Source organism: Muricoccus nepalensis, from assembly GCF_006438825.1.
Classification (GTDB): domain Bacteria; phylum Pseudomonadota; class Alphaproteobacteria; order Acetobacterales; family Acetobacteraceae; genus Roseomonas; species Roseomonas nepalensis.
Map to the genome: position 1 here is coordinate 115,885 of NZ_RCZP01000011.1, position 25,644 is coordinate 141,528.

A 25,644-nucleotide genomic window follows, 5' to 3' on the forward strand; every position below is an offset into this window, starting at 1 on the left:
TCCGCTGACCAGGGCGAAGACAATCTGACGGGATCTCACGGCCGGCGCTCCTGCTGCGTTCATCGGGCTGTCGCGACCAACTGCTCGATCACCAGCCCATCCGGACGATCCTCGTCATTGGTGCGAACGACGAGCGCACTGATCATGAGGTTCGCCTGGCTCGTCTGCTGCGAGTTCTCGCAGGTCTGCACGATAGGAAATTGGATCTCGTAGGCGAGGCGACCGTCGATCATCTTGGGTTCCGTGATCGCCGCCGCGCGCTGGGTTTGTGCGAAGCATGTCAGGCGCGAGCGCTTCATGGCCTCGAAGTTGCCGGACGCGATGTAGCTGCGGGCGAAGGTGTTCCAGCCGTTCAGCGAGAACCGGCGCCCGGCGGCGTTCAGCTGGGTCGCGTAGTCATGGTAGTTGACGTTGTAAGCCGCGAGCACGGCACGCACTGTCCATTCAAGGAATTGGGTGTCGTCCAGAACGGGACTTTTGAGTCCACGGATGGGACGAGGCGGGTTGCGACCGTCCACGAGGAAGTACCGTGTCTCGTTCGGGCGTGTCTGAAGCCAATAGGAGTGGGCCACGGACGCTGTGGTCACCACGGACAGGGCGATCACTGCCCCGATCAGCCGGTTTACGAGCTTGCCTTGGAAGTCGGGGTCGCTCAGCCGGCGGGTAACCGCTGCTCTCTCGTTCTGCATGAGGTGCCTCTCAATTCCAGCACCCATCTTCGCTGGCGGCGGCGCGAACGGCGCGGCACCGCTGACAGCTTTCTTGCGGTCTCTACCGGCAGCCGAGATCGCGCTTGATGGCGTCAACGCTCATCGGCGCAAGGGCGCGCTTGTGAAGTTCGGCTGAGAGCGTCTCACACCACTCAGTGCCTGCTTCTGGCACTTCACGCTGCGGTCCCTCGTCGGAGCGCACGTCGTCATGCACCGGAGCGTCCAGCGCTTCGCCGTCGTCGGTCATATCTGATCCCGCCGTTTTGGGGTTCTGTGTCGCCGCGTGGATAACCACGTTGTGCAGCGTTAGAGGATCGCCTGGAAAGCCTCGTGGTAGGCCTTCGACCGCTTGGCGACCTTGCTCGTGGTCTCACCGAAGTGCGCGGACCAGAAGATTTGGCCCTTCCTGAAACTGCACTGCCGCATCCTGTATCGGGACCTGCGGATACGCTCCTGGCCGATCGCTGGATCGTAGAAGTCGACCAGATCCTTACGATCGCGCGCCGGAACGCCGAGTGCGGAAAGCCGCGTACAAATCGCGCGTGACGAGATGCCCAGGTCCCGCGCGATGGCCTTGTGGTGCTGGCACGACCACGCACGATCCGAGACTTCCAGATCCAGCGCCGTCGTCCACCGGACCTCGTTGCGGTTCAGTTTTCGCTCGATCCGCAGGATCTCGCCACTCGCACGCGTAATGACCTTGACCAGCGACTTATCGACGACACTGAACAGGTCACGGCGGTAAGCCCCCAGCGTGCTACGAGCCCGCCGCAGCTGATCGAACACCTCGGGCGTCGGCTGGTGCAGTTCACGTCGCGAGCGACGCGGCAGGCCAAGTCGCCTGACCTGGCCGTAGATGCTGCTTGCGCTGCGACCAAACGCCTTGGACGCACTCGATGCCTTCCAGTTGTCGAGCCAGCAGTCGATCAGGCGACGGAAGTCGGAGATTGGCCACGCCTTGGCATGCTTCATGCGCCGGAGCGGCTTTTCGTGTGGGGTTGCCAGCCCCAACGCGACAACCCGTCCCATGACCACCGCCGGTGCAGCCCCGAGGTAGGAGCTGATAGCGTCCAGCCCGAGCCCTTTGCCGATCATTCCCGCCAGTGCGCCGTCATAGCGCCACGGCATCTGCGAGATCTTTCCCCCCGCCAGGGGAGTGATCTGCACAGCGGACATGGCGACAGGGGCATGGGCTAGGGACACTTGGGCTCTCCACCTTCCGTGAGGAATCCCTAACATCCCATAACCAAGTGGTGCAACATTTCTTATAGAGTTACAGATCAAAAAAAATGGTCAGGATGATTCAGGGCAGCGGTGAGCGAAGCTATAAAAATAGCTAAGGGCAGGGTTGCGTGACCCGGGCTAACCCGTCTGTTGCGGCAGAGACCGCAGGAAAACCGCTAGCTGGCTCAGGCGGGCGGTTTCCCGAGACGAGGCCTCCAGCCGCTCCAGCACCTCATCAAGAGTCTGCGGTGGCGGCAACGGCGGCTTCTCCGCCTCGGCAACCTCCACCGGCACCGGCATGAGGTCCCTCACACTCGTACCCAAGCCTTTGGCCAGTTTAACCAGGGTCTTGAGCTGGAGGTTCTGGACTCCCGCCTCTGTCTGAAACAGCGTTGCCTGAGGAACGTTCGCCGCCTCGGCCGCCTGCGCCTGTGTCAACTTCAACTGGGTCCGAATCGCCCGTACCCGCTTGCCAACCTCGACGAGGAACGGATCCTTCGTCCCGGCTTCTTGGGTGTCGCCTCGCGTTCTGCGCGTCATAGCCCAGTTCCCACCAAGCACCATTCACCTCCCCCAATCCCAACCGGGTGAGGCCTGAGGATCGGAAAAGTTGGCGCGCTTGGGAACGTTTGACCCGGAAGAAGTCGTTCGCGCCGATCCCCGGCATTCTCTAATGCGACAAGGAGGATCCTATGGTTCTGGCGACTGCTCTGCTTCTCACGACGCACCTGATGGCTCCCCAACCACTTCAAATCGACTTCAGACTCTCACCGACCGGCTCTCAACCTGGTCAAGCCGAGGTGACACGGCCGCCCTTGGTAGACCCCGTCGCCGGAACGGCCGAGAATCGAACCAATACAACCGTTTCACAACGCCGGGCGAGACCACCTAGCGGTTCGCTCACGCTGGCGCGAGGATTCGGGTCGGACGTTCCGCTGTCGTTCGCGGCCCGTCAAATCGTCCCGGACGGCATACGGGTGCAATACGGCCGAGACATCGAAACGGATGCTATGGTTTCGTGGGTCGGGGGCAAGCCTTGGAGTCGGGCGCTGCAGGACGCGATCCGGCCTCTGGGACTGCGGATGACGCTGGCGGGCGGAATCGTCACCATCACGCGTTGAAGGCGCGCCGTTCGCGTCAACCGCCGGCACCCTGTCCTTCCCACGAGTGGAAGGACCCTTCGGATGCCCGACCTGGAAAGATCAAGCGTACTGGACTGGCTCCACCGAACGGAGCCACGCATCGCGGCGTGCGTCGCCTCACCCGTTCGTGGCATCGAGGACGCCCCGGAAGTCCGGGCGCTCCTGATGGAGCTAGGGACGGCTGTGGATACGGGCAGCCCGGAAAAGGTCGGTCGCGGCCTCGCCGAGGACGGGGGCCTCACTATGCGCGAGGTCGTGGCGCAACTCGGTGTGGCCCGCATGCTCCGGCTGATCGAGTGGCTCGATAGCGCGGAGGCCGTCGAGGCCGCGGGTGCTCTCCGCGTCGCCCTGCTGCGGGACGACACCACCGAAGCGGGCCGCCTCCTTCGCTCAACCTTCGACGCCTTGCACCGGCAGGATCTGCTGGCCCGCATTTTCGCTCCCGAACGCCTCCGGGCGCTGATCGGGGCGAGCGGAGAACCCGAGAAAGAGGTGGCGTGATGCGAAGGATTGCACTCACCCTGGCGCTCCTCAGCATGCCGGCCTTGGCCCATGCCCAGAGTACCGGCAGCGTCGGCTGCGCTGCTATTACCCAGGCCGCTGCGGACGGCATTTCGGCCCGTGTGCAGGCGGACGATGCCTCTATCCGGCCGCCCAATAGCGTGAAGAACCTTTCGTGCCTGGATGGCTTCTTCCGGGGCGTCGGCCTCAACGTTATTTCCAACCTGCTCGACCCGACGTCACTACTCGACGCCGTGCAGGGACAGATCTGCGCCGCGGCGAACCAGGCTTGGCAGTCAGCGCTGGGATCGGCGCAGTGCGGCCTCACGGTGTCGGGCTTCAATCTTGGCTTCGGTGGCTTCGGCGGCGGCGTGATGTGCCCACGCCTGAGCTTCGGCGGCGGTGGCCCGCCGATCGGCTCCGTTGGCACCGGCGCCAACACCACCGGCAGCCTCTACGTCAACGGGTCGCCGCTGGCGCCCTCCGGCTACACCCTGCCCGCCGTGCCCCGCTAGAACGAGGAAGGACAGAGCCTATGCGCAATCGCCTTAAATCTTCGGTCGCCGTGATCGCCCTGACGGGCGGCCTACTCGTCGCGGCTCCGAGGCTGGCCCATGCCGAGTGGCCGACCTTCGACGCCATCACGCACTTCCTAATCGAGCAGTCGCAGAAGGCGATGACGAGTGCCGTCGATAAGGTCTACGACAACGTCACCAACATCGGCACCCTCATCAGTGATCGCCTGACCGGCGTTGGCAACCAGCTCAACGACCGGCTGGGCGACGGCTTCACCCAAACCGCCAACTATCAGCGTGCCCAGATCGGGGCCGTGCAGCAGATCGCGGACGCCTCCAACAGTTCCAATGCCCGCTTCTATCGGGACATGCGGAATTCCGAGATCCGGGACGAGCACACGGCGTCGCCGCAGGCCTGCCTCGCCCTGGACAGCGGCCAGTCCAGCGGCCAGTCGCAGATCCAGGGAGGGCGGATCGTTGCCGCCATCGCCGATGTCATGGATGCCCGGGGTGAGGGAGCCCCGAACACGCCGGCCTGGTTTGGGCAGGCGCAATCCATGACATCCTCCAATGCTCTTCACCTGTCGCGCTACTGCGACGCCGATGAAGCGGCAGCTGGTCTCTGCACGCCTTCGGCACGACCCAATGCCGACGTGCGCGCCATCAGCTTCGTGCGGGAGGTCTACTCGGACGGCGACGCCGTGAACGCGGCGAACGACTTCTCCACCAACGTCGTGCAGCCCGTGGTGCCGGCCGCGTTGCGCGGAGATCAACTGATATCGGTGGAGGGCCAGGATGCTGCCGCCAGGCGTCGGGCTTACGACGCCCGGATGTCCCTTTCCCGCTCGGTGTTCAGCCACCAGATTGCCCTGCAAGCGCCCACCGTCACGCTGAACGAGGCGCAGCAGACGCAGCTCAGAGCCCGTGGGGTCGAGCCCCCGGCCGCCGGCTCCTGGCTACAGGTTCTCGGCCTCGAGGTGGACCGCCGCTTCACCGACGTGGCCTGGGCGGCCTCGCTGCACAACATGACGCCTGCGGCCGTCAACCGAGAGATCGCGCAGGAACTGGCGCTGTCCAACTACATCGCCCTCGCCAACCTGCGCCTGCAGATGCAGTCGGCCGCTGTTGGCGCTGCCAACCTCGCTGTCGGTGTCGAGCGCGGCTTCACGGGCGTGGTGTCCATGCCTTCACCCACCATCGCTGCCAACTGAAAGAACCTGCCAATGTCGGCCACCATGACACAGGCGCCTGCAACGGCGTCTCCGGGGAAGGATCCAATACGCGAGCTGGTCGACCGCATGGATCAAATGCGGCTGGCGATCGTTGGCCACGATCCCAAGCTGAGCAATCAGATCGAAAGCCTTGCGGCAGCTATGCGAAGGCCGGATCACACCGACAGCGTCGACTTCCGTACCCGCGTCGCTTACGTCTACCAGGACTTCAAAGGACTTGCGGGACCCGCGGTGGGCTTGTCGGACGGGCTACGCTCCGAGATGGAGCGGCTGGCGGCCACGGCGCCCGGCCTCGGTTCCCTGCGTATCCATGACTTGCTCAAGGAGATTCCGAACTTCAACAATCCCAAGCTGGCGGGCGAAATCCGGAAGCTCGCTGTCGAGGTCGGGCGTGAGGGAGGCGATCAGAACCGACCGAACGTCCTGGATCGCGTTGAGAATCTCGAGAGCAGGCTCGCCCTTCTAGGGGCAGGACCCTCTGCGCCTCGCAATGTATCGGATGTTCCGCTTCCGCGAACGACGGATACAAGCCAGCCTCAAGCTGGGCAGCCTCCGGCAGGCCCGGCATCCAAGCCGGACGAGAAGGTGCAAGCGGCCATGTCGCCCGGCGAAGGGGGCCGTCCTCCGCCAGGTTCTCCAGCCGCCCAGATACCAGCTGCGGGGCCAGCCCCCGGCGGTGGGCCTCGTTCCCCGGAGGCCCAATCACAGGCGTCCACGCCCACGGCACAGGGTGTGGAGCCCGGCCAGGGTACGCGTGGTCCGAGCGTCATCGGCCGTGTCGTGGTGGCCATGGCCGAACCGCGGGACGAAAACCCTCCGCCCTGGCGGCAGCCTCCTACGGCGATCGGCGAACGCCTCAATCGGTTCATGAGCAACTTCAACGATAACTCAGCCGTCGCGGTGGCCGAGACGTCGGGGCAGAAGGCAGTAGAAGCCCTGCGCGGCTTCGCCCAGGGCGCCGGCGCCGGTGTCATGGCCCGCATCAACGAGGCTGCTCGCTCAGACCCGCAGGGTATGCAGGGCGTCCTGTCCGAGATGCGCGAGGGCGGGCGACACGCAGAGCTCCGGACACAGTTCAACAACGCCCTCGTTCAAGAAAAGGGGGTTGCGGCCTCCTACGACGCAGCGACCTCCGCAGTGAAGCAGTACGGAACCGACCGGCAAGCCGCCGAGGCAGTGATGCTCAAGCGACCGGAGGCTGGCGTGCTCGCCGGTCGGTTCGAGCGCTTGGATGCCCAGATCGGTGAGGCGGCCGGCCAGGTGCCGGCGCGTCAGGAGGGCAAGAGCGTCATGGACGATCTCGGCCAGAAGGTTGCCGAACTGGTGCGGCGGGCGACCGAGGCGATCCGCTCCGCCATCCAAGGAGGGCCTCGCGCCTCGGCTTCGGCATCCTCCAGCCCGTCCCCTGGACCGTAGGGCGCCGTTCGCGCCACGCGCGCGCATCCTTGCGGGGAACCCCGCCCGCGAGGATGCGATGCGCCACACTCAACAAGTCCTGCTTCTAGGACTGCTCCTTCCGGCCCTGCTCCTCGCAGGGCCGGTCCTGGCTCAGACCGGCGTCGATATGAGCTGGTCCGCCCTCGACCCGGGCGATGACTGGGCCGCTACGGTGGTCCGCTCGGTTTTTCCGGTCGGCGGCAGCACGGGAACCGTCAGCACCGGCAACGCCGCGACCGTGGTGGGCACCCTGGTCCGCTACCTGACCGGCTTCGTGTCCTCCATAGCCATGGTCTTCCTGATCTACTCGTTGCTGATGCAGATGTGGCGGGGCGCCGAGACCGGCCGCCTGCTCACCGACGGCATGAGCGGTATCTTTGCCCTGCGTCTCGGGGTGGCGGCCATCTTCATGTTCCCCCTCTCCTCCGGGTTCAGTGCAGGACAGGCAGCCGTGGTGCAGTTCTCCATGTGGGGGATCGGCATGGCCCGCACGGTCTATTCGAGCGCCGTACAGGCGATCGGTGCCGACGCTCGGGTGATTGCCGATCCCATCATCCCGGGCACCCGGACCATCGTGGCGGGGCTGATCCGCAATGAGTTCTGCCGTGCCCTGGTGAACGCCGCTTCCAACAACCCGAACCTGGTCCCGGTGCCCACCCCTGTTTCGGCCGCGACGTCTGGCGGCAACACCGTTCAGACCTGGAGCTACCGCCTGTCCTCCGGCAACGAGGTCGGTGCTCCCGTGTGCGGTTCCGTGACCCTGCGTATCTCGGCCGGCAGCTACGGCACCATCGCTGGCGTCAGCATCGACATGGGGGCCAAGCAGCGCGAAATCCTGAATGCGGTCCTGGAGAATACCATTCGCCCACAGACCGTACTGGCCGCCCAGCAGCTCTACTCGGGCAGGCGCCTGAGTGCCATGGAGCCGCTCATGGGAGTGCTGGTGGCAGGCACCTCGGACTACACCACCCGCCTGACCAGCGCGGCCAGCCAGGCCATGAGCCAGCTGCGCGCCAAGATGGCCGACGCCCGCGGTAGCGGCGCCAACGCCGACGCCAGCCAGACCCGCCTCGCGGCGCTGGGCTGGAGCTCTGCCGGTGCCTACTACCTCGAGTTCAGCCGTTTGAACGGTGCCACCCTGTCCTTGATGAGCGCGGTTCCGGTGCTGGGTAAGCCCACCGGCCATGGACTTGGCCGGTCGCTCGGCAACGATCTGATCCCCTACATGCAGGCTTCCGAGAGCTTCATGAACCGCATGGCGGCCTACGTGGCCACCGTGGATCAGGTGAACACGCCGATCGGCGGCGCGGCCCTGTTTGCAGGTGCCTCGCCGGCCGAGGACGGCGCTGGGCTGATCGACCGGGTATTCCGCTACATGAACCTCGGCGAGACCCTGCTCGGCCTCATCACCAACTACCTCGTGGCGCCGGGCGTCAGCGTTTGGACCGATCCTTTCGGCAGCCTGATGCAGGTCGGGCACGCCATGATCACCGCCGGCCTCGGGGCCCTCGGTGCCGCCGGGGTGGCGGTCGCTGCTTCCGAGGCAACCACCACGGCCACCGGGGGGATTCCGATCGTCGGAGGGGCGCTCGGAGCCACCACCGCCGGCATCGGCAAGGCGCTTGAGTTCTTTTCCCCAGCCATCTTCGCCCTTGCCAGCGGCCTGCTGCTCCCCGGCCTGACCATCGCCTACGTGCTACCGATGATCCCCTTCCTGATCTGGCTGGCGGGGGTAGCAGGCTGGTTGATCCTGGTGTGCGAGGCAGTGATCGCCGTCCCGCTCTGGATGCTGGCGCACATGACCATGCGGGGGGAGGGGCTGCACGGGAAGGCGACCGAGGGTTACTCGCTGATCTTCAACGTGCTGTTCCGGCCGGTGCTGATGCTGCTTGGCCTGTTCCTGGGCTACTTCATCTTTGCCAGCACGTCCTGGCTGCTGCGGCAGGGCTTCGGGGTGGCGGCCGGGTTCGTACTGGGCAATGGGTGGGTTGTGACCAATGTCATCGGCGTCATCGTGCTGATGTGCATCTTCGTCCTGTGCCACGTCGTGCTGGCCTTGATGTCGTTCCGGATGATTTCGCTCGTGCCTCACCACGTCCCGCGTCTAATCGGCTTTATGCCCGCTAACCGGGTCGACATGGACGGGTTTAGCCGTGACGCCGCCCTGGTTGGGGCTGCTGGTGCTCTGAAGCAGATCGAAGGCGCTATCACGCCCAAGAGCGTGGGTGGGGGAGTTCGCCAGGCAGTTGAGCATCAACGTAGTGATGTCGAGAATGCTGGCGATCATGGTAGTAAAGAGCGAAATGGGATGGATACTACGATGAGAGCTGCAACGGACACTGGTGGCTCGGCTCGAGAAGGGTGAGATGAGCGAGGAAGAAGCAGGCGGGCTTAGTGGGGTCGCGGGATACTTCCTGGGACGAATTGCTGCCGAAAGGCAGCAAACCCAGGCTCAATTCCGTGAAGTTGTGCGAAGCCGTTTTGCTCCGCGCGTCCGTCTTCCTTACGCGGCGGAGGCAGTTGAAGGAGCAATTGCTTCTTGGAAGGCTGCCGTCCGTTCCCGTGATGTGACGATTGAGCAGCTACGGGCTAGCGGCGCTGCTTTGACCGCTGAGCGAGACCAATTGCGTGCCCGCAATGCTCAGTTGGAGGCTGATGCGCTCCAGATGCAGGCCGCCTACGCCGAACTGCAGCGGCGAGAGGCTTTAGCAAACAAGCTCTGGGAGAATGCCGCCGAAACGGGCCAAAAGGACGACTTCGACCTGTTCCTGGCCCGGCACGAGATCGCAAGGTTACAGGCGCAGATCGCGCGACTGCAGCAGGACGAAAAGTAGTCCGCCCCGTTCGCGCCACCGACCGACATCATGGGCCATCAACCGGGATGGACCCATGCGACGCTCCTCAGGACTTCTCATCATCGCCGCCCTGACCCTTGGGGCTTGTAGTAGCGGCAACCTCCGCTCGGTCAGTAGCTACGGCGCACCGGCTGCACCAACCGTGCGACAGCCGAGCTACGACCCCTACGCCGCCGCGGGCTCAGCCAATGCCACCTGGGCGCCCCCCGTACTCAACCGCAACGGCAACATCGTTCGCCCCTACGACCCGGGCGTCATGTCCGGGCGCCCGGACTACGAGCACGCCGCCTGGGCGACCGGGGCAGCGGGTGGGTCAGCCGCCGCCCCTCCTGGCACCTTCTAGCCCGCGCTCGGCCAGAAGGGCTCGGTCGTGCGCAGGTAGGTGCCGGCCGAGCCCAGGTTTCCTGTTCGTAGCTGCCAGTTCTGCCAGGCGCTGCGGAATGCCAGAACGAAGAAGGCTGCACAGAACGGCAGGAACTGCACCGCCGCCCACACCCGCTCCTGTGACCACGGCGTGCCCATGGCCTGCCATGCCCATAAACCCAGGAACGCCCAGGCGGCGGTGAAACAGCCCCAGGCCACCCGCGCCGTCTGCTTCCGCCGCGTCGCCCGCAACTGCTGTAGCTCGCGCTCCGAGATCCCCATTGTGAAGGCCGTCGCTGTGACGTCCAGCCGTCCATTCTCATCAGCGATAGGGCCGGTGCCCCCTGGTCTCGAGCGCCGAAGCGCTGCCGCCAGATCACCGATCAAACGAGCCCCACCCCGGATCTCCCGAGTGCCCACGGCTTCCCCGGTACGGCGCAGAGCCCAGCGCGGCGCCGCCAGAACCCATGAAAGGCGCTGCCGGCGTTCCTTCACAGGCTCCTGCAGGTTCGGCTTGAGGTTGATGTCCATTCTCAGCCCCCCTGCATCGAGGCGACGAGGGCGTCGACATCGGACGGCATGCCGTCCTGCCGACCTTCGGTCCCGTCCGGCCGGCGCCATACCAGCGTAGGGGTCCCGCGCAGACCGATGGCGCGAGCCGCTTCCATGTTACCCCGCAGACGAGCCGCAGCGTCGGCCGCCGGAGGTCCTTGTAGGTCGCCACGGCTCCACGCTGCGACCATCTGTTCGCCGGGCTTGCTCAGCATCGCCAGGCTGTCGATGGTACTGCGGCCGGTGTTCTGATGGTCGAGGATCGCTACCGGGATCACCGACAGCCGCACCCGCCCACTAGCGATCAACGGCTGTAGGCGCTGCATGGCCTGCACAGAGTAGCCGCACTGCGGGTCGGCAAACATCCATAGATGCGGTGCCGCCGCGTTCCCGACGGTGCCGGCGGAGGTGCGTTCGGCAGCGGCTAGACCTCCCCCCGGCAGCTGCACCGACCCGGCAGGCGAAGCCGGTTGGGCCGCAGGCCTTAGCGGAGAGGCTGTGTTCACCGCAATCCTGGCAGTGGGAACATCCCCGATCGTGACCGTGGGAATTGCGCCTTCGACCGCTGACACCTGCTCCCGTGTCAGGTTCTTGCCCGTGGCGTCCCACATGACGCCTGGGATCACCTGCTCGCCGGTCGGAGTGGCGTAGAAGACCTGGAAGGCGTCGCCGTTCCGCACGAGGAGCCCTTGCAAGCCGTGGCGTTCACCCAGCTCGGTGAGGCCAGTTCCTGCGATAGCACGGAGGCGGGTAACTGATAGGTCGGCCGGAATACCGGCGACCATGGCGTTTCCCGAGGGCGCTACACTCAACAGCATAAACTCGCCGTTGGACCGGGCCACGACGGTCCGGAGGCCATTCCGGACACCCAGGTCCTCGAGGGCTGCACCGGAGGTGGAAACATGCCGCAGGACAGGAGCGTCGAGGCCAGGAGGCTGGGTAGCGATGACTGACACGGCCGCTGGGGGGGCAGCGATAGGGGCCGATGCAGCGGCTCCGAGGTTGGAGGCTGCCTGCGCTTGGACAACTGTGCTCGGTAGCGGCGGTGGAAGCGCGATGTGCGGCACGACCGGTTGGGGTGGTGCGCTCTCCAAGGAGACCGGCATACCGCATAGCGGAGCCGCGATGGAGATGACTGGGTAAGACGCGATGCAGGTCGCGAGAAGGAAACGCTTCATCAGCCTCGTCCGGTTCATGACTGGATCAAGGCTGCTCCTATTCGGCGCGAACGGCCTGCGCCTACGAGGGCAGGTCCCCGCCTTCCGCGACAAGTACGTCGCAGAGCTGGCAACATAGCGGGAGCATAAAGCCATACCCTTCGGCACCCACGCCGTTTTGTACGAGGAAGCTGACAACACTTGCCAGGGCCACCACGTCGGCCCTGGTGCGTACCTCGCCATCAGCCAGCATCGCCATCTGCCTATTCAGATGGCCGCCACTGTCGCGGAACCGCGTCTCGATGCTTTCTGCTGAAGCAAGGTCGGCGTCACCGGCTTCCGCCATGTGCGCAAATATCTCGGCCTGTCGGATCTTGAGTGCCGCGATAACCGTCGCAGCAAGTCCTTGCTCGTCAGACAGCGACTGCTCGACTGAAGAAGCGCGGCTCTCAACTGTGTCGTCAACCTTGCCGTAGGTTGTTAGGACACGTTCGCTGAACGTGAAGATCAACTCGAGCAGGGCCTCGCAAGGCTCCTCTCTCGCTTGTACCATAAGGTGGCTGAGCAGTTGAGCCGTCAGCGAAAGACCTACGTGGCTGAAGTTCCTCACCGCCCGCAGATCTGCGATCAGCTCGGCATATTGCTGGGTCAGCGTCGCTAACTGCAGCTCGATCCTCTCGCAAGCTGCTAAATCGCCGCGAGCTTCCGCGGCACCCCGAAGACGAATATCGGCGTGGTACTTAGCATCCAAGGTCATACCCTTGGACCACAGCAGGGAGAGGATACGATCGCCCTCGCAGACAAAGTCCCTAGTGAAGCTGCAGGCAGCGAGGCCATCCACCTTGTACCCCAGAGCATTCGCTTCGGTGCCAGTGAGGTGCGTCATGACCCAATCCTTTCAGCCGGCAGCTGCTCCGGCAGGCTGCTGCACGACTTCCTGTTGATGTGAAGCTGCGACTTCGCCGATCTGTCAGCGTAAGCCTTGAGAACTCTCGACTGGTTCTTGGGCTCGGGGTCACTCAACGATCTAACCGAACGGTTAGTGGCAGTGGGTTGCGGCTTCACGACGCGGGTTCCTAGTCACTCACCGAGGCGCGATTTCTTGTGAATTCGCTCCTCACTCGGGCTCCACCAAAGCTGGCCCGAGTTGCTGGATGCACCTTTGTGCGATTTTCGCTTTTCGCACTCCGAATCCATGCTATAACCTCACTCGCTTCGGAATAGTTCGATTTCGCGCGAAGACTAACGGCGCGAAGGAGTAGCGTACCCCGGAACCTATAGGCAACAGGAGATCACTCACAAGGGCCAATCAGGGCATAGTTGGCGTGAAGTACTAAATACGCAAACCTGTCTTTATAAAAAGACGCTGGCAAAATAGCCGGTCTGAAGCGTGTGGCCTGAACAAGAAATGTTGTCGCCTCGCTCACACAGCATGGGAAAGCGCGATGACTAAAGTTACTAGAGATCATAAGATCTTTGCAACTGCGGCGAAGGGTTCATCCACAGCACTAACGGTAGCCGAATGCTGCTTGGCACTGGAGATCTGTACTCTGGATACACCGGCTCTACTGCTAGTATTCGCTGGAGGAAAGCATGACCCGCAGATATTATTAGAGACCATCACAGCAAAATACCCGAGTATACGGATTGTCGGTGCATCGGCGGCGGGAATCATCACCGGGGAAGACAGCGCGTATTCCGGTCTTGAGATCGGAATGGTTGCATTTTGCGGTGATAAAGTCGCTCCTGAGGTGTATTTTGCAAATACGCTCGCGTTGGGTGACTTAGAAGGGGGGCGAGAGTTGGGCCGGATGGTGCGTCAGGATCATCCGTCTGAAGCCGCCGTATTGCTGTTGTACGATAGCGTTCGGTCGGTGGAGCCACGTCAGCTGCATTTTGCTGGGACCAGCATACAAGGCCTGCAGTCAGAGTTGGGGCTAAACGCTTCGATCACGGGCGGTGGTGTCTTGACCGACTTGGACCTCACAGGTGGTTGGATGGTGCTCGATGGTGCTGTGCGGCGGCATGTGGCTGCGGCGCTGGTTTTTCCGCCCAGTGTGACCACCGAAAGCGTGGTGCTTCATGCTTGTCGTCCGATCAGCGCCTTCATGACGATCACCCAGATCGACGGCGCGGAGATCTTCACTCTGGATGGCCGCAGGGCTTTGGATGTCATCGAGGAGCGTTTGGAGGCACCACTCATCAGCGAGGCCGGGCATCCGAACCACATCATGACCCTTGGCTTAAAGCTCGGTGGCCAGTGGGAGGATGCTGGGCCCGAGGACTATATCAACAGGCTGATCCTGACAGCCAATCGTGAGACCGGAAGTGTAACGCTGTTTGAGCCCGACTTCTTCGAGGGGGCCCTCGTGCAGCTCATGCAGAATGATCCTGAAATGATGTTGAACACGCCACGCACTCAGGTGGAAACCGCAACGTCTCCGAGGTGCGACAGTGTCACACCATTTCTGCGCCTCTACATCGACTGTGCTGGGCGCGCGAGCATCATGAGCGGAACAGAGGTCAAGGAAGCAGATGTCGTACGAGGAGCGCTTCGGGACGATGTGCCATTCCTCGGCTTCTACTCCGGAGTGGAGATCGCCTCTCTGCAGGGAATCAGCAGACCGCTCGATTGGACGGGTGTCCTCATGACATTGCTGGTGAATGCACGATGAACACATTCGTTTCCCGGCTGAATTTCGAGAAAGAATTCAACTACTATCGACGGCTCTGCAACGAGATGGGCAAAGACTTGCAGCGTGTCCAAGAGGACCGCGAACGTCTGGTGCGCGAAGTTCGCCGCTATCAGCTCCAGAACAGGCTTGATCGTGATCTCGCGCATATCACCAGTTCGGCGCAGAGCGTCGCAACGCTCGCGACCCGCATTCTTGATACCGTTGTGGAGCATTCCTTGTGTAAGCGCGCCCTCATCCTGCGCGAGGAAGAGCCAGGATCAACCCGGTTTTGCGTGCTGGCAGCAGCTGGATTCCGAGACCTGTCTCCCAAGCCCATCATCCACATCGACAGTCCCCCCTCCTACGGACACTGTGCCGACGGGCATTGCTTTCCATCCGATGCTCCGGCGCTCTTCAAAGCTTTGAACAAGATCGCTGGTCCCGGCGCTATGATCTGGAATTATGATCGTGAGACCGGCTTGGCAGTCCTCATTACGGGTGCCGTAGGGCCGACGGACATGCTGTTCCAGCAGCAGGGCGATGACCTGACAAGCACAGCCCTTTACCGCATCATCGACGGCCTAAGCCGCCTGGAAGCCCGCCAATTTACTGGTCGCTCCGTGAAGGACGTCGAGGACCGAGGGCTAAACCCGGTACAACTGGTGCATCAAAGCCATCACTCACCAAAGGTCGATGCCGAAACACCAACAATCAAGGAAGCCGAGATCGTCAGCCAACTTGAGCAGGGCGGGCACATCCGTGAAGTCATCGTGCTGTCGCGCGATGAAAGCGAGTACGCTGTCTTCGTCCTGCCGAGTTGGGGGAGCGGCTTCCGTCAGGTGCGGACCTACCGCGGTCTCAGCGTGAAGGTGTACAAGGACTTTCGACGTTTAGGTTCTTACATCCGCACGTCCTGCCAGTACGCCGGAAGCATCACGGTGATGTCGGTAGAGTCCGCAGAGGCCGAGAGGCTACGCCTGGCTGTGCCTGACACCTTCGCCGGCACCGAAAGTGAAGCGCCCGACAACCGGTCAGACACAGTTCAGTAAGACTACGGAGCCTTTACGATGTCCTTCAAAACAGCTCGCGCTCGAACGGCGTGTATTCTCTCGCTGTCCCTGCTTGCCGCTTGTCAGATGAGCAATCCGCAGGGTTCGCTTGCTCCTGGTGGTCCGTTGGTCCAGAGCACTACCTCGTCGCAGGCTATTCCTGCTGCTGCCGCGGTACTGATTCGGACGGTGGTCGACACCTACACATTTGCAGCAGATCGTCAGGGCATGGCTGGCGTGATCGCGGCGGTCGACGAGTGCTATCGTAGCGCTGTGGCGCCAAACAAGCGTCCGGCTGACGTCCGGACCTGCCTGGTTCTCGACATGATGGCCTTCCGCATAGACCAGCAGGTATCCGGTGGCGCTCCGGGGAATGATCGCCAGTTACCCTACTTCCAGCGCGCCCAGGCCGCTCGGCGCTGGGAACGATATGCACCGCTTGGAAACCTACCACCCGGTGATGAGGCAGCCAGCTTCATGATGAATGGTTCTGAAGTCGCCCTTATCGAACTCAATCGGCGGCGCGCTGCTCCGAGGGTATTCTGATGCGTCTTCCTGGCAGGGTGCTGCTGACGTTTGCTATGCTTGCTGCAATAACCTCCGTCGCTGCTGCTCAGCAGCCTATCGGAAAGCCAATCCCCGATGCTGTGAACGCTCGTGGTCTGCGTTGCTGGGGCATCAGGGGCGGTGGAGCGGCGCAGACGTTCGTTTTTCAGGAGCCCTCTACGTCAGCCTCTCGCATCGGCCGCGTCACGTCTTGGGTCGCCGTAACAGGCAGTTCCCAGAACGGCTTTCTCCCCATCGAAACACCTGCAGGGCCCCGTGGATGGGTCATGGAAGAACTTGTAGAGCGTGACACATGGGCGAAGATGAAATGCGTCGCCCAGCGTCAACCAAACGGACGAGTCTACTTTATCTATGGCGGCACACCGCCGGCTAGGTAGTGGCAGTGACCAGTGTTCGCTGCTGCAACCCGACCGCCGGTTTGCGATCAATGGATGTCTGCGTCGTCAGGCCTTCCCTGCTCCAGAGACCGGACGTGGTTTCGGAAGAATTCCTCGAACGTGGCGTGCAAGGCTTGGGCCTTGCTCAGGTTCTCCGACTTCTGCCCGTAGAACGTGGCTCGGCCCTGCTTCTGCTTCAGATCATCGTGGTACTCGACAGTATGCTGCCATACGCGCCGAAGCGGTGCCATGATCTCCCGCATTTGAGGATCTAATGCTGCATCATGGGCATCTATTTTCCGGAAGCCCTCACAAGCCGTGAACAGAGCCGATAGCCAGAGTGGCAGGAAGGTTTCTAGACGGTTCAGGTGCGTTTCCCGCTCGTCGCCGAAAGATGCTTCCGATGCCCTGCGCGCCTCTTCCACCATCTCGTGTAAGCGGCGTGCGGCTGCAAAGTAGTTCCGGTAAAGCGCCAAGATCGGATCGTTGTCGGTGTCCGGATCCTCATTTGCTGTGCGCCTGCGCTGTCTAGCCACCTATCACTCTCCCAAGGTTCCAATGGGTTGGCTTCTCCCTAGAACAACAGACAGGTGCCATGCCAGCCTTCAAGCAGGAAACATACTTGTCAGACGGCAAGCTGGCCCGGACCGCTGGGGTGCAAGCCGAAGCTTATCGGTGTCTTTGAAATGGCCCTGGACCGAAGTGGCAACCGTGGCAGGCGGTCAGGCAAGGCTGGCGCCGGGCTTAAGTGCCGGCTAGGCAAGGTAGAGAGCCCAGCCGCGGCCGGGCTGGTAGGGAGTGAAAAGTTTGCGGGCACAGAGCATGTCGGGCGTTCGGCCACCCTGTTCCACCATGAGGGCCAGGGCCGCCCTGCTGTTGCTGTCGCTGCTGGTCCTGTCAGGCTGCGGCAACAAGGTGGACGGCGCGACCGACGACCAGCTCACGGCCCTGTTCGCGGACCGGACACCGATGTCTCGCACCGAGATGGAGGAGCCTCGCATCACCCGCCGGACCCTGGACTGTGTGCGCCTCATCGGCGGGCTGGACAACGCGGTCTACAAGGATGCCCCGGCCGAGATGATGGGCGCCCTGCGTACCGACTGCCGTCGCGGCCTGCAGGAGCGGCTAAGCGACGCCGCTCGCAATCCTATGGGAATCGCACTGGCCGATCTGGAATCCTCCAAGGCCGGCGAGCGGGTTACCGCCTTGCACGGGCGGCTGGAGCAGGTCTACCGGGCGGCAGCTGAGACGCGGCTTGCGGCTCAGCGTGCGGAGCATGAGCGCCAAGCGCGGGAGGCGAGCGAGAAGAGGGCTCGTGATTTCGAGGAGCGCCGGCAGGCCGTCCAGCAGAACCTGGAACAGGTTGATGGCGTGATGGGGGAGATCGCTCCCGCCTGCGCCGAGAACGGAGCAGCCAGGGAGCAGGCCGTCGCTGCCAGTGCTCGGAACCGCTACCGCTGGTCACTCCCGTACCCCTGCGGTGAGGCGAACCTCCGCAGCATCCGGACGCAGACCGATCGGGTCCGCACGGAGCTGGGTCGGATAGCACCCGATGCCGCGACGCGGCCGGGGGCTCTCTTTGCGCTGCCGCCGCTCTACGGCAACGATCCGAAGGAGCTGCAGGGTCGGCTGGCACAGATCAAGGCGCAGACCGCGGAAATGCGTGCTGCAGCCCCGTAGCCGGTCTTCCCCAGACCGCCAGCACGGTGAAGAATCGGATGGCCCGGGTAACCCGGCGGTGCATCGCGGGTTCGGTGCTCGCCGGCACGGTGCTGGCCGGCGGGTCCTGGCTATGGGGCCCCGAGCGGCTGGCCGGCACGCTGGTGGCGGGGCTGGGCGACACCACCGCCGAAGTCGGCGCGCGCTCGAGCTACCCGCTGAACACGGCCATCCTCCAAGACAACGACATGTCCGCCGCGGACCGGCCGGTGCTCTTCCGCTACGCCGGACCTGGCGGCTTCGAGCTGCCGCCGACGCGCGCCGTGGCGCTCAACTCCACGGCGACCGTGGTGACGGGCATCCAGATGGCGCCACAGCTCGAATACCTCGGTCCCGACGGCGTACTGGCCCTGGCGCGGGACATAGAGCGGCGGCTGCTCGCGGCGGGATGGACGCGCGATCCCGCGGCACCGAACCTCACCGCGTGGGACGACCTCCCCCGCGCCATGGCCGATCCGGCCGAGCCCGAGCGGATGTCTTGGCATATCGCGATCTTCCGGTACGGCGGCATGGAGGTGCTCTTTCGGCTGAGCCGCCGGCACGGCAGATGGCCTGGCCCGCCGAACGGCGCCTTCCTGCTCAACCTCCTGTGGAACGACGAGCCGCTGGACCAGGACGCGAGTGCCGTCATGTACCGGCTGCGCCTCGAGGACGGGGTTTCCAGAGAACTGTGGCGCCCGGTCGATGCCGCCGCCTACTCGGCCCGGGTCAGGGCCCTGCTGCCACGCTGAAACCACCGACTGCGGGAGATCTGGATGAGGTAGGGCCCTGCCGGATAGCGGCTGCACCCGAGGAGCGTGCCCGTTGCCCGCTTCCCGGCGGCGGTGCGTCACCGGCTCTCCTCCCGCCTCGCGGTCGCCGATCCAGGCCAGGGCAGGACGACAGGCTGCCGGGTGCCGCCCGCCTGAACGAAGCCGCTGACCGCCACGGGCGGGCGCTCGCGTCCCATCCCGTAGGTCGCCGGGTCGTACTCCCACCGTACGTCGCCCGAGATCTCCTGACCCCCGACGCGGTACGGCGCTTCGCGGGCGTAGCGGGCGCCGAAAGGCGAGCCGTCCTCGTTCAGCGCAACGATCCAGGGCAGCTTTCCCACGACCGGAGATGCCAGGGGCATGTCCAGCGGGGACGCGAAGGGCAAGGTCAGCCACACCTGGTGGATATCCGGCCTGGGACGGACGCCCGTGCGTTCGGGCAAGGTCCAACCCCGCCACGACGGCGTACCCGACAGCTCGCAGTCCCACAGCCGCCCCGTCGCCGTCAGCTCGACTTCCCCCTCTACGCAGGCCCAGCCGTCGATCTCGCGAGCCTCGGCCAGCGACACGATCCACGCGCCCTCTGACACCCGCCGGAGAGTGGTCGCACGAACGCCGAGGATCTCCGCGGGAAGAGGCAGGCGCGCGGCGGCAACGTGGCGGTGGGAGGGATCCTCCCACACGATCTCCGTTCTCGCTGGGAACGGGATGCCGTCGAGCACCTGTGGCCGCTCTAGGACCGTGGTGATGCGGGCTGTCTCTCTGCGCTGCTGCCAGCGCGACAGCGGCGTCCCTGGTTTGAACGCTTCATCGATAATGATGATACAGGCGAGCAGCACCACGACAGCGATGGCCACGATCCAGACCAGGATGCGCGCGAGGAGAGGCCAGCTCACGGGGTCGATCCCGTATGGCGACGGCCAGGCCGGACGAGGCAGCGGTGCTGCCGTCCCCGCCCTGATTTCCGCCGTGGCATCATCGCCCGTCCTGCCTCCATGGTTCAGAGAGGCTCACGCGGAAAGGTTCCCACAGCTAGCCTTTTCAGCGTCTGCCTGTGGACTGGGTGAGGAACAATGCCCGCGAAGAGTCGGGAGTAGCGCTGGCCTCCCTGGCTAAGGCTAGCGCCAGGTGGGATCGGGTCCGGAGGCAGCCCTCCCGGCCGAAACCGGTGCCGGGCCGGTCCGAGCGACGAACCGCTATGGGTCACCCAGGATCTTCGGAGGGATGCCTCCACTGGAGGCCCGCCAGCAGGTGGCCGAAGCTGTCCGTCAGGCAGTGATATTCCGCCATCGTGATCGGCTGCCCTTCGGCCCGGTCCGCGATGGAACAGCTGTCAGGAAACAGTGTCGGGCCGCGCTGCGCGCCGACCGTGCACAAGAAGTACTTCGCGCTGCTGATCTGGCTCGCGATGGAGAGCGGCTGGTCTGGGTGACCCCAGTCGCGCATGGCCCGGCAGATTTCCCGCAGGTCGCCGTACTCACCCTCCCGTCGCAGTAGGCCATGGAACAGTGCGACGTCCCAAAAGCCATCGAGCGCGTCCGCAGCAGGGCATCCGATGCCACGTCTCAACGGTTATGCGTCGGAGTACGAAGGAGGCGGCCATGCCCAAGGTGATTACGGGGCTTTTCAATACGCGTCGGGAGGCGGAAATGACCGTGGAGCACCTGGTGCAGGACCACGGCCTCGATCGGAACCGTGTCCAAGCCATGGCAGAGGGGGAAGAGAACTCGTCCGGTAGCGTAGTGTCCGGCGCGGACGCCGCCGATGCAGCAGAGGGCGAGCAGCCGGACGGAGCGCGGCATGGCCGGATCATGGTACGGGCCGAAGTTGACGACGACCTGCTGGAGGCGGCCATGGCCAGCTTTCGCGAGTGCAACGTGACCGAGTTGAGGACGGAGCAGAACTGATGGATGCGCCGGAAACAGCGGACAGGCTGCCTGAGGTCGAGGGCGGCCCGCATCTGCGAACTGTTGCGATGCCGCGGGATGCCAATGCGAGCGGCGACATCTTTGGCGGCTGGACGCTGTCGCAGATGGACCTAGCCGGCGGTACCTTCGCCGCCGAGCACGCCGGGGGCCGCGTCGTCACTGTTGCTATCGAAGCGATGCGCTTTCTACGCCCGATCGCGGTTGGCGACGAGGTGAGCTGCTATTGCTCGCTGGAGAAAACCGGCGAAACATCGATCACGGTCAAGGTCGAGACATGGGCTCGAGGCCGCGGACGCGGCAAGCCGCCAGAGAAGGTAACGGAAGGCGTTTTCACATTCGTTGCTGTCAAGAAGGACTGAGAGCGATAGGAAGCAGTTGCAGGTAGTACCTTCCTAACTGGCATGAACTATTGGCCAAAATCTGGTGGGGAAGCAAACAGGCTAAAGTCGCGTTTGGCGGCGGGCCAAATCCGGCGTGAAAGCCTTGCCCTCGGACGTCGGGCGGCCAGCAACCCTGCCCTGGGGACGGGGTGTACCACCCCGCCCGGGCTGCCCTTCAGCGCTTCTTCGCTCTGGCCTTGGGCTTCTCCTGAGCTTCGCCCAGCTCTTCCTTAGCCTCAGCGTCCTCCTTCGCCTCGTCCTCGTCGCCCTCCGGCTCCTCATCCTCCCCGGAGGCCATCAAGCCCTCGGCGATCTGCGTCAGCTTCTCGTCCGAGGCCTTCTCCTCTTCCAGCGTTTCCGCTAGCAGGCTCTCGGCATCGCTCAGCCCCAGCTTCCTGGCCCAGGTCTTCAGGACGCCGTAGCGCGCGATCTCGTAATGCTCCACCGCCTGGGCGCAGCCGATCAGCACGTCATCCCCGGCCTCGGTCCCCCCGAAGTCTTCGAGATCCTCTTCCATCTCGGCGGTGAGGCCCTGCATGGCCTCGCAGGTCTTCGCCCGGGCCGACTTGCCGAGGATCTCGAACACTTGCATCAGGCGCTCCACCTGATGCTGGCTCTGCTCGGCATGCTCGCTCAGTGCGGCCTTCAGATCATCGGACTGCGCCGCCTTGACCGCTTTCTTGAGCGACCTCAGGCCAGCTTTCTCGGCGTAGTACACATCCTTCAGAGTCTCGTAGAACGCGTCCTTGAGGGTCTTCTCAGGCATGACTTGCTCCTGCCGCCAGGGTTTGGCGCCAGCACACGAACGCGGAACCACACGGATCGGACTGCTCCTCTCCGTGACTTCAGCGGTCAAAGCCGTCTGACGAAGTTGAGAGATCTGCAGGGCCGCGCCATGGCAGAGCTGCCCCCCTGACGAGTGCCGCAACCGCCTCGCTGACGCCGCACCGGAGCGCGGGCAACCCGGAGACCACACGGGTCCTCGGCCAGGACTTGGCGCCGGGGATGGCGACATGAGCGGACGAGGGCTCGCCCTTCGCTGCCATCTTCGCGGCAACTGCAGCGTTACCTTGCCGGCCGGACCGAACTGTGGCGGCGGGAGACTTCGACATGCTGATCAAAGCCGTGCTCTTCGATGTCGACGGCACGCTGGTGGACTCCGTGGATGTGCACGCGCAGGCCTGGGTCGATGCCTTCAAGGAGATCGGCCACGACATTTCCTTCGACGAGATGCGGAACCAGATCGGCAAGGGCGGCGACCAGCTCATGCCGGTCTTCCTTTCGCCCGAGGAGCTGGAGCAGAAGGGGAAGGCTCTCGAGAAGCGCCGCGGCGACATTTTCCGTGAGGGCTACCTTCCCCAGGTGCGCGCCTTCCCTGAAGCGGCCGAGCTGCTGAAGCGCGTGAACAAGGCCGGCCTTCGCACCGCCCTGGCCTCCTCGGCCAAGGACGAGGAGCTCGCCGCACTCAAGCGCATCATCGGCGTCGAGGATGATCAGCTGGACGCCGAGACCTCCTCCAGCGACGCGGAGCGCTCGAAGCCCTTTCCCGACATTTTCGAGGCCGCCCTGGCGCGGCTACCCGGCGTGAGCCCGGACGAGACCATCGTCATCGGCGACACGCCCTACGACGCCGAGGCCGCGGGCAAGGCGGGCATCCGGACGATCGGCCTGCTTTGCGGCGGCTTCCCGGAGAAAGCCCTGCGCGACGCCGGCTGCATCGCGATCTACCGCGACCCCGCGCACCTGTTGGCGGAGTACGAGGCCTCGCCGCTGGGCGCCGGCGGCATGCCGGACTGAGAAGGCCGCCGCTCCCGGGAGAGCGTGGGTCCCGGAAGCGGTAACCACTCTCCCGATCCGGCATCGGCCAGCCCGCCTTGGCATCAGGTCACTGCCGCGGCGGGGCCGGATGCCTCGCCCGGGCCCGTGGCGCCCGCGTCCCCAGGTGGTCCCGCCACGAACCGATCGGCCCAGTCGCTTTCCCGGAAGGGCCAGGCTTCCGATCCAGGCCCATCACTCCCCACCGGATGCCCGTACCATGCACGTCTTCGAACTTCTCCTGGTTCTCTTGGCGGCCTGCGTCGCCCTCGCGGTGCTCGCGAACCGGTTGAACCTTCCCGTTGCCGTCACCCTCGTGCTCGGCGGCATGGGGCTGGCCTTCGTCCCGGGGCTGCCCCCCCTCGTGCTCGACCCCGAGCTGGTGCTGGCCCTCTTCCTGCCGCCGCTGCTGCAGGTCAGCGCCTACCGGACAGACTGGCCGGCCTTTCGCAACCATCTCCGCCCGATCCTGCTCCTCGCGATCGGCGGCGTGTTCTTCACGGCCGGCTTGGTGGCGGTCGCCGCCAAGCTGTTCGTGCCGTCGCTGCCCTGGTGGGCCGCGATCACCCTAGGCGCCATCGTGGCCCCGCCCGACGCCGTCGCCGCCGCCTCCGTCCTCAGCCGCTTCAAGCTTCCCAAGCGGATCGTGACGGTGCTGGAAGGTGAAAGCCTGATCAACGACGCCTCGTCGCTGGTTCTCTACAAGTTTGCGGTCGCGGCGGTCGGCGTCAGCACGGTCAGCTACGGCGAGGGCGCCCTGCAGTTCTTTGGCGTGGCGATCGGCGGGGCGCTCGTGGGCTGGCTGGTCGGCCGGGTCGCGATGTGGATCTTCACCCACCTCGAGGACACCCTGCTCGACCTCACCATCAGCATCCTCGCCGGCTTTGCCGCTTACCTTGCGGCCGAGGCGATCCACGCCTCCGGCGTGCTCGCGGCGGTCGCTTGCGGCCTCGTGCTGGGGCGACAGCAGCACGCCGAGTTCACCGCGCGCACGAGGATCGAGCTGGTGGCAGTCTGGGGCTTCCTGGAGTTCGCCCTCACCAGCCTCGTCTTCATCCTCATCGGGCTGCAGCTGCGCGGCATAGCCGGCCGCCTGGTCGATGAGAACCTCCATCAGCTCGCCTGGCTGGCCTTGGCCATGTCGGTCACTCTTATCGTCAGCCGCTTCGCCTGGGTATTCGCCTCGGCCTGGGTGCCGCGCCTCCTGTCGCGGGAGCTGCGCGAGCGGGACCCGACGCCGTGGCGCCATGCAACGGTCGTCTCCTGGACGGGGATGCGCGGCGTGGTCAGCTTGGCCGCGGCGCTTGCATTGCCCGAAGTTTTTCCGGGTCGCGATATCATCCTCTTCCTCGCCTTCTGCTCGATCTTCGTCACCCTGGTGATCCAGGGAACCACCCTGGGATGGGTGGTCCGGCGGCTCGGCGTCACTGAGGAGGTGACCGCACTTCCCGAACCTGAAACGGCACAGGCGCGGGCCGAGATCACGACGGCCGCGCTGGAGGCAGTCCGCGAGCATCTGGACGGCTCGGAGGCCACCGAGCACACCGAGGCGGCAACCGAACTGGTGCAGGAGTACGAGGTCCGCGCCGAGCGGGCGAGCATCGAGGGGCAGGACCCCGATACCAAAAGTAGCCAGCTGGAGGCACAGCAGCGCCTGCGGCTGGTGGCTATCACCGCGGCGCGAGAGAAGCTGGCCGAACGGTCGGAAACGATGGACGCCGAAGCCCATCGCGCGCTGGGGGAGGAACTCGACCTGGAAGAACAGCAGATCCGGCGCGCCCTCGAGGGCACCTGAGGTGGCCCTGAGCTGGACCGGGATCTCCAGCCCGGACAGGAGGGTTATGGCACCGAACGATGGAAGACGTTGGCCTTCTGCGATTGCCCTGCTGGCCAGAATGGCAGCACCGCCGATATCCGCGTAGCTTGACGATATGTGTGGCCGGTTCGCTATATCCCTGACACCCGCCGACCTCGCGAGGGTGTTCAGCACCGGCAATGCCGTGCCGAATTTCGCGCCCACCTGGAACCTACCGCCCAGCCAGCCGGCGCTGGTTGTGCGGCACAACCCGAAAAGCGGAGAGCGGCACCTCGACCTGCTGCGCTGGGGTCTGATCCCGCACTTCGAGCGCGATCCGGCTCACGCCCGCATGCTCAACAACGCCCGCGCCGAGACGGTGGCGAAGCTGCCGAGTTTTCGAGGCGCCTTCGCGGCCCGCCGGTGTATCGTGCCGGCCGAAGCGTTCTATGAGTGGAAGCGGGACGGCAAGCTGAAGCAGCCCTTCGCCATTGCCCGTGCCGACGGCGCCCCGTTAGCCTTCGGCGGTTTGTGGGAGAGCTGGACCGACCCGGTGAACGGCGACATCACGCGAAGCTTCGCTGTCGTCACCACGGACGCGAACGTCACCATGGCGCCAATCCACGACCGCATGCCGCTGGTGCTGGAGCCGGCGGACTGGCCGGTTTGGCTCGGCGAGCGGGAAGGTGACCCGAAGGTGCTGCTCCGCCCCGCGGCGGACACCGTGCTCCGGACGTGGCCGGTGAGCACGGCGGTGAACAGCGTACGGCACGACGGCGCGGAGTTGCTCCAACCGATGCGCGAGGAAGCCGCCCAAGGCGGACCGAATTCAGCGTAGAGTGGCCAGCAGACCTCGTATTATGTCGCTCAGCGGACCAGCCGAGCATCCTGTGCTGGGT

General features: G+C 64.6%; 28 protein-coding genes. 17 read left to right on the forward strand and 11 right to left on the reverse strand.

The window, feature by feature from the left end; genetic code table 11:
- Positions 1 to 59 precede the first annotated feature (59 nt).
- From EAH89_RS13585 to EAH89_RS13600, 4 genes are all read right to left on the reverse strand, one after another.
- The gene (locus EAH89_RS13585; protein ID WP_140883925.1) at positions 60 to 689 is read right to left on the reverse strand and encodes a DotI/IcmL/TraM family protein; all 630 of its coding nucleotides are present in this window, start codon (positions 687 to 689) and stop codon (positions 60 to 62) included.
- Positions 690 to 771: 82 nt separating this feature from the next.
- Positions 772 to 957, reverse strand: coding sequence for a hypothetical protein (locus EAH89_RS13590; RefSeq protein WP_140883927.1), 186 nt, complete (start codon positions 955 to 957; stop codon positions 772 to 774).
- Positions 958 to 1,016: 59 nt separating this feature from the next.
- Positions 1,017 to 1,886 carry a hypothetical protein gene (locus tag EAH89_RS13595; protein WP_161993579.1) on the reverse strand — a complete coding sequence of 290 codons (870 nt, stop codon included), beginning with the start codon at positions 1,884 to 1,886 and terminating at the stop codon, positions 1,017 to 1,019.
- A gap of 186 nt (positions 1,887 to 2,072) precedes the next feature.
- Positions 2,073 to 2,474 carry a helix-turn-helix domain-containing protein gene (locus EAH89_RS13600; protein WP_161993580.1) on the reverse strand — a complete coding sequence of 134 codons (402 nt, stop codon included), beginning with the start codon at positions 2,472 to 2,474 and terminating at the stop codon, positions 2,073 to 2,075.
- 644 nt (positions 2,475 to 3,118) lie between these two features.
- On the opposite strand from EAH89_RS13600, the gene EAH89_RS13605 reads away from it, so the two are divergent.
- From EAH89_RS13605 to EAH89_RS13630, 7 genes are read left to right on the forward strand one after another with little or no spacing between them, the layout of a single operon-like run.
- Entirely contained in the window at positions 3,119 to 3,577 is a 459-nt protein-coding gene (locus tag EAH89_RS13605; RefSeq protein WP_140883933.1) for a type IVB secretion system protein IcmW, read from the forward strand.
- On the forward strand, positions 3,577 to 4,092 hold the full coding sequence (locus EAH89_RS13610) for a hypothetical protein (RefSeq protein ID WP_140883935.1): 516 nt from the start codon (positions 3,577 to 3,579) through the stop codon (positions 4,090 to 4,092). The genes EAH89_RS13605 and EAH89_RS13610 overlap by 1 nt, the downstream gene beginning before the upstream one ends.
- A 20-nt stretch (positions 4,093 to 4,112) precedes the next feature.
- Positions 4,113 to 5,303 carry a hypothetical protein gene (locus EAH89_RS13615; RefSeq protein WP_140883937.1) on the forward strand — a complete coding sequence of 397 codons (1,191 nt, stop codon included), beginning with the start codon at positions 4,113 to 4,115 and terminating at the stop codon, positions 5,301 to 5,303.
- A 12-nt stretch (positions 5,304 to 5,315) separates the two neighbouring features.
- Positions 5,316 to 6,740, forward strand: coding sequence for a hypothetical protein (locus tag EAH89_RS31240; protein WP_161993581.1), 1,425 nt, complete (start codon positions 5,316 to 5,318; stop codon positions 6,738 to 6,740).
- A gap of 58 nt (positions 6,741 to 6,798) precedes the next feature.
- Positions 6,799 to 9,126 carry a DotA/TraY family protein gene (locus EAH89_RS13620; RefSeq protein WP_161993582.1) on the forward strand — a complete coding sequence of 776 codons (2,328 nt, stop codon included), beginning with the start codon at positions 6,799 to 6,801 and terminating at the stop codon, positions 9,124 to 9,126.
- Position 9,127: 1 nt separating this feature from the next.
- Positions 9,128 to 9,595 carry a hypothetical protein gene (locus EAH89_RS13625; RefSeq protein ID WP_140883941.1) on the forward strand — a complete coding sequence of 156 codons (468 nt, stop codon included), beginning with the start codon at positions 9,128 to 9,130 and terminating at the stop codon, positions 9,593 to 9,595.
- A gap of 55 nt (positions 9,596 to 9,650) precedes the next feature.
- Complete coding sequence (locus EAH89_RS13630) at positions 9,651 to 9,959, forward strand: hypothetical protein (RefSeq protein WP_140883943.1); 309 nt, start codon at positions 9,651 to 9,653, stop codon at positions 9,957 to 9,959.
- Here EAH89_RS13630 and EAH89_RS13635 read toward each other — a convergent pair.
- The 3 genes from EAH89_RS13635 to EAH89_RS13645 form a co-directional block, all read right to left on the reverse strand.
- A complete protein-coding gene (locus tag EAH89_RS13635; protein ID WP_140883945.1) occupies positions 9,956 to 10,510 on the reverse strand; it encodes a hypothetical protein in 555 nt (184 codons plus the stop codon). The genes EAH89_RS13630 and EAH89_RS13635 overlap by 4 nt on opposite strands.
- 2 nt (positions 10,511 to 10,512) lie before the next feature.
- Entirely contained in the window at positions 10,513 to 11,316 is an 804-nt protein-coding gene (locus EAH89_RS13640; protein WP_241667015.1) for a hypothetical protein, read from the reverse strand.
- A gap of 454 nt (positions 11,317 to 11,770) precedes the next feature.
- Complete coding sequence (locus EAH89_RS13645; RefSeq protein WP_140883947.1) at positions 11,771 to 12,574, reverse strand: hypothetical protein; 804 nt, start codon at positions 12,572 to 12,574, stop codon at positions 11,771 to 11,773.
- Positions 12,575 to 13,217: 643 nt separating this feature from the next.
- Here EAH89_RS13645 and EAH89_RS13650 point away from each other — a divergent pair.
- From EAH89_RS13650 to EAH89_RS13660, 3 genes are read left to right on the forward strand one after another with little or no spacing between them, the layout of a single operon-like run.
- The gene (locus EAH89_RS13650; RefSeq protein WP_161993583.1) at positions 13,218 to 14,363 is read left to right on the forward strand and encodes an FIST signal transduction protein; all 1,146 of its coding nucleotides are present in this window, start codon (positions 13,218 to 13,220) and stop codon (positions 14,361 to 14,363) included.
- The gene (locus tag EAH89_RS13655) at positions 14,360 to 15,412 is read left to right on the forward strand and encodes a hypothetical protein (RefSeq protein WP_140883951.1); all 1,053 of its coding nucleotides are present in this window, start codon (positions 14,360 to 14,362) and stop codon (positions 15,410 to 15,412) included. The genes EAH89_RS13650 and EAH89_RS13655 overlap by 4 nt, the downstream gene beginning before the upstream one ends.
- Positions 15,413 to 15,430: 18 nt before the next feature.
- Positions 15,431 to 15,958, forward strand: coding sequence for a hypothetical protein (locus tag EAH89_RS13660; protein ID WP_140883953.1), 528 nt, complete (start codon positions 15,431 to 15,433; stop codon positions 15,956 to 15,958).
- Between the two features lie 445 nt (positions 15,959 to 16,403).
- Here EAH89_RS13660 and EAH89_RS13665 read toward each other — a convergent pair whose 3' ends face one another.
- On the reverse strand, positions 16,404 to 16,892 hold the full coding sequence (locus tag EAH89_RS13665; protein ID WP_140883955.1) for a hypothetical protein: 489 nt from the start codon (positions 16,890 to 16,892) through the stop codon (positions 16,404 to 16,406).
- 340 nt (positions 16,893 to 17,232) lie between these two features.
- On the opposite strand from EAH89_RS13665, the gene EAH89_RS13670 reads away from it, so the two are divergent.
- Together EAH89_RS13670 and EAH89_RS13675 are read left to right on the forward strand one after the other, a co-directional pair.
- Positions 17,233 to 18,036 (forward strand): hypothetical protein, encoded by an 804-nt coding sequence (locus tag EAH89_RS13670; RefSeq protein WP_140883957.1) that lies wholly within the window; start codon positions 17,233 to 17,235, stop codon positions 18,034 to 18,036.
- 38 nt (positions 18,037 to 18,074) lie between these two features.
- Positions 18,075 to 18,806: a hypothetical protein gene (locus EAH89_RS13675; protein ID WP_140883959.1), complete on the forward strand. Its 732-nt coding sequence runs from the start codon at positions 18,075 to 18,077 to the stop codon at positions 18,804 to 18,806.
- Between the two features lie 98 nt (positions 18,807 to 18,904).
- On the opposite strand, the gene EAH89_RS13680 is transcribed toward EAH89_RS13675, so the two are convergent.
- Both EAH89_RS13680 and EAH89_RS13685 read right to left on the reverse strand, forming a co-directional pair.
- Positions 18,905 to 19,723 carry a hypothetical protein gene (locus EAH89_RS13680; protein WP_140883961.1) on the reverse strand — a complete coding sequence of 273 codons (819 nt, stop codon included), beginning with the start codon at positions 19,721 to 19,723 and terminating at the stop codon, positions 18,905 to 18,907.
- A 307-nt stretch (positions 19,724 to 20,030) separates the two neighbouring features.
- Complete coding sequence (locus tag EAH89_RS13685) at positions 20,031 to 20,273, reverse strand: hypothetical protein (protein ID WP_140883963.1); 243 nt, start codon at positions 20,271 to 20,273, stop codon at positions 20,031 to 20,033.
- Positions 20,274 to 20,428: 155 nt separating this feature from the next.
- Here EAH89_RS13685 and EAH89_RS13690 point away from each other — a divergent pair, with 155 nt between their 5' ends.
- Both EAH89_RS13690 and EAH89_RS13695 read left to right on the forward strand, forming a co-directional pair.
- The gene (locus EAH89_RS13690) at positions 20,429 to 20,734 is read left to right on the forward strand and encodes a hypothetical protein (protein ID WP_140883964.1); all 306 of its coding nucleotides are present in this window, start codon (positions 20,429 to 20,431) and stop codon (positions 20,732 to 20,734) included.
- A complete protein-coding gene (locus EAH89_RS13695) occupies positions 20,734 to 21,114 on the forward strand; it encodes an acyl-CoA thioesterase (RefSeq protein ID WP_140883966.1) in 381 nt (126 codons plus the stop codon). The genes EAH89_RS13690 and EAH89_RS13695 overlap by 1 nt, the downstream gene beginning before the upstream one ends.
- A gap of 196 nt (positions 21,115 to 21,310) precedes the next feature.
- Here EAH89_RS13695 and EAH89_RS13700 read toward each other — a convergent pair whose 3' ends face one another.
- A complete protein-coding gene (locus tag EAH89_RS13700; protein ID WP_140883968.1) occupies positions 21,311 to 21,901 on the reverse strand; it encodes a YciE/YciF ferroxidase family protein in 591 nt (196 codons plus the stop codon).
- Positions 21,902 to 22,245: 344 nt separating this feature from the next.
- On the opposite strand from EAH89_RS13700, the gene EAH89_RS13705 reads away from it, so the two are divergent.
- The 3 genes from EAH89_RS13705 (at position 22,246) to EAH89_RS13715 (ending at position 25,583) form a co-directional block, all read left to right on the forward strand.
- Positions 22,246 to 22,932: an HAD family hydrolase gene (locus EAH89_RS13705; protein WP_140883970.1), complete on the forward strand. Its 687-nt coding sequence runs from the start codon at positions 22,246 to 22,248 to the stop codon at positions 22,930 to 22,932.
- Positions 22,933 to 23,200: 268 nt separating this feature from the next.
- Positions 23,201 to 24,745, forward strand: coding sequence for a Na+/H+ antiporter (locus EAH89_RS13710; protein WP_161993584.1), 1,545 nt, complete (start codon positions 23,201 to 23,203; stop codon positions 24,743 to 24,745).
- Positions 24,746 to 24,881: 136 nt separating this feature from the next.
- A complete protein-coding gene (locus tag EAH89_RS13715; protein WP_140883974.1) occupies positions 24,882 to 25,583 on the forward strand; it encodes an SOS response-associated peptidase in 702 nt (233 codons plus the stop codon).
- The last annotated feature ends 61 nt before the right edge of the window (positions 25,584 to 25,644 follow it).

What these genes read in the sequence shown, in the direction of transcription:
- EAH89_RS13690 (WP_140883964.1), top strand. Translation starts at nt 20,429, where the DNA reads ATGCCCAAGGTGATTACGGGGCTTTTCAATACGCGTCGGGAGGCGGAA.
- EAH89_RS13675 (WP_140883959.1), top strand. Translation starts at nt 18,075, where the DNA reads ATGGCCCGGGTAACCCGGCGGTGCATCGCGGGTTCGGTGCTCGCCGGC.
- EAH89_RS13705 (WP_140883970.1), top strand. Translation starts at nt 22,246, where the DNA reads ATGCTGATCAAAGCCGTGCTCTTCGATGTCGACGGCACGCTGGTGGAC.
- EAH89_RS13625 (WP_140883941.1), top strand. Translation starts at nt 9,128, where the DNA reads ATGAGCGAGGAAGAAGCAGGCGGGCTTAGTGGGGTCGCGGGATACTTC.
- EAH89_RS13590 (WP_140883927.1), bottom strand. Translation starts at nt 957, where the DNA reads ATGACCGACGACGGCGAAGCGCTGGACGCTCCGGTGCATGACGACGTG.
- EAH89_RS13695 (WP_140883966.1), top strand. Translation starts at nt 20,734, where the DNA reads ATGGATGCGCCGGAAACAGCGGACAGGCTGCCTGAGGTCGAGGGCGGC.
- EAH89_RS13715 (WP_140883974.1), top strand. Translation starts at nt 24,882, where the DNA reads ATGTGTGGCCGGTTCGCTATATCCCTGACACCCGCCGACCTCGCGAGG.
- EAH89_RS13600 (WP_161993580.1), bottom strand. Translation starts at nt 2,474, where the DNA reads ATGACGCGCAGAACGCGAGGCGACACCCAAGAAGCCGGGACGAAGGAT.
- EAH89_RS13640 (WP_241667015.1), bottom strand. Translation starts at nt 11,316, where the DNA reads ATGGTCGCCGGTATTCCGGCCGACCTATCAGTTACCCGCCTCCGTGCT.
- EAH89_RS13615 (WP_140883937.1), top strand. Translation starts at nt 4,113, where the DNA reads ATGCGCAATCGCCTTAAATCTTCGGTCGCCGTGATCGCCCTGACGGGC.
- EAH89_RS13635 (WP_140883945.1), bottom strand. Translation starts at nt 10,510, where the DNA reads ATGGACATCAACCTCAAGCCGAACCTGCAGGAGCCTGTGAAGGAACGC.
- EAH89_RS13660 (WP_140883953.1), top strand. Translation starts at nt 15,431, where the DNA reads ATGTCCTTCAAAACAGCTCGCGCTCGAACGGCGTGTATTCTCTCGCTG.
- EAH89_RS13620 (WP_161993582.1), top strand. Translation starts at nt 6,799, where the DNA reads ATGCGCCACACTCAACAAGTCCTGCTTCTAGGACTGCTCCTTCCGGCC.
- EAH89_RS13645 (WP_140883947.1), bottom strand. Translation starts at nt 12,574, where the DNA reads ATGACGCACCTCACTGGCACCGAAGCGAATGCTCTGGGGTACAAGGTG.
- EAH89_RS13685 (WP_140883963.1), bottom strand. Translation starts at nt 20,273, where the DNA reads ATGCGCGACTGGGGTCACCCAGACCAGCCGCTCTCCATCGCGAGCCAG.
- EAH89_RS13610 (WP_140883935.1), top strand. Translation starts at nt 3,577, where the DNA reads ATGCGAAGGATTGCACTCACCCTGGCGCTCCTCAGCATGCCGGCCTTG.
- EAH89_RS13605 (WP_140883933.1), top strand. Translation starts at nt 3,119, where the DNA reads ATGCCCGACCTGGAAAGATCAAGCGTACTGGACTGGCTCCACCGAACG.
- EAH89_RS13630 (WP_140883943.1), top strand. Translation starts at nt 9,651, where the DNA reads ATGCGACGCTCCTCAGGACTTCTCATCATCGCCGCCCTGACCCTTGGG.
- EAH89_RS13655 (WP_140883951.1), top strand. Translation starts at nt 14,360, where the DNA reads ATGAACACATTCGTTTCCCGGCTGAATTTCGAGAAAGAATTCAACTAC.
- EAH89_RS13585 (WP_140883925.1), bottom strand. Translation starts at nt 689, where the DNA reads ATGCAGAACGAGAGAGCAGCGGTTACCCGCCGGCTGAGCGACCCCGAC.
- EAH89_RS31240 (WP_161993581.1), top strand. Translation starts at nt 5,316, where the DNA reads ATGTCGGCCACCATGACACAGGCGCCTGCAACGGCGTCTCCGGGGAAG.
- EAH89_RS13595 (WP_161993579.1), bottom strand. Translation starts at nt 1,886, where the DNA reads ATGTCCGCTGTGCAGATCACTCCCCTGGCGGGGGGAAAGATCTCGCAG.
- EAH89_RS13700 (WP_140883968.1), bottom strand. Translation starts at nt 21,901, where the DNA reads ATGCCTGAGAAGACCCTCAAGGACGCGTTCTACGAGACTCTGAAGGAT.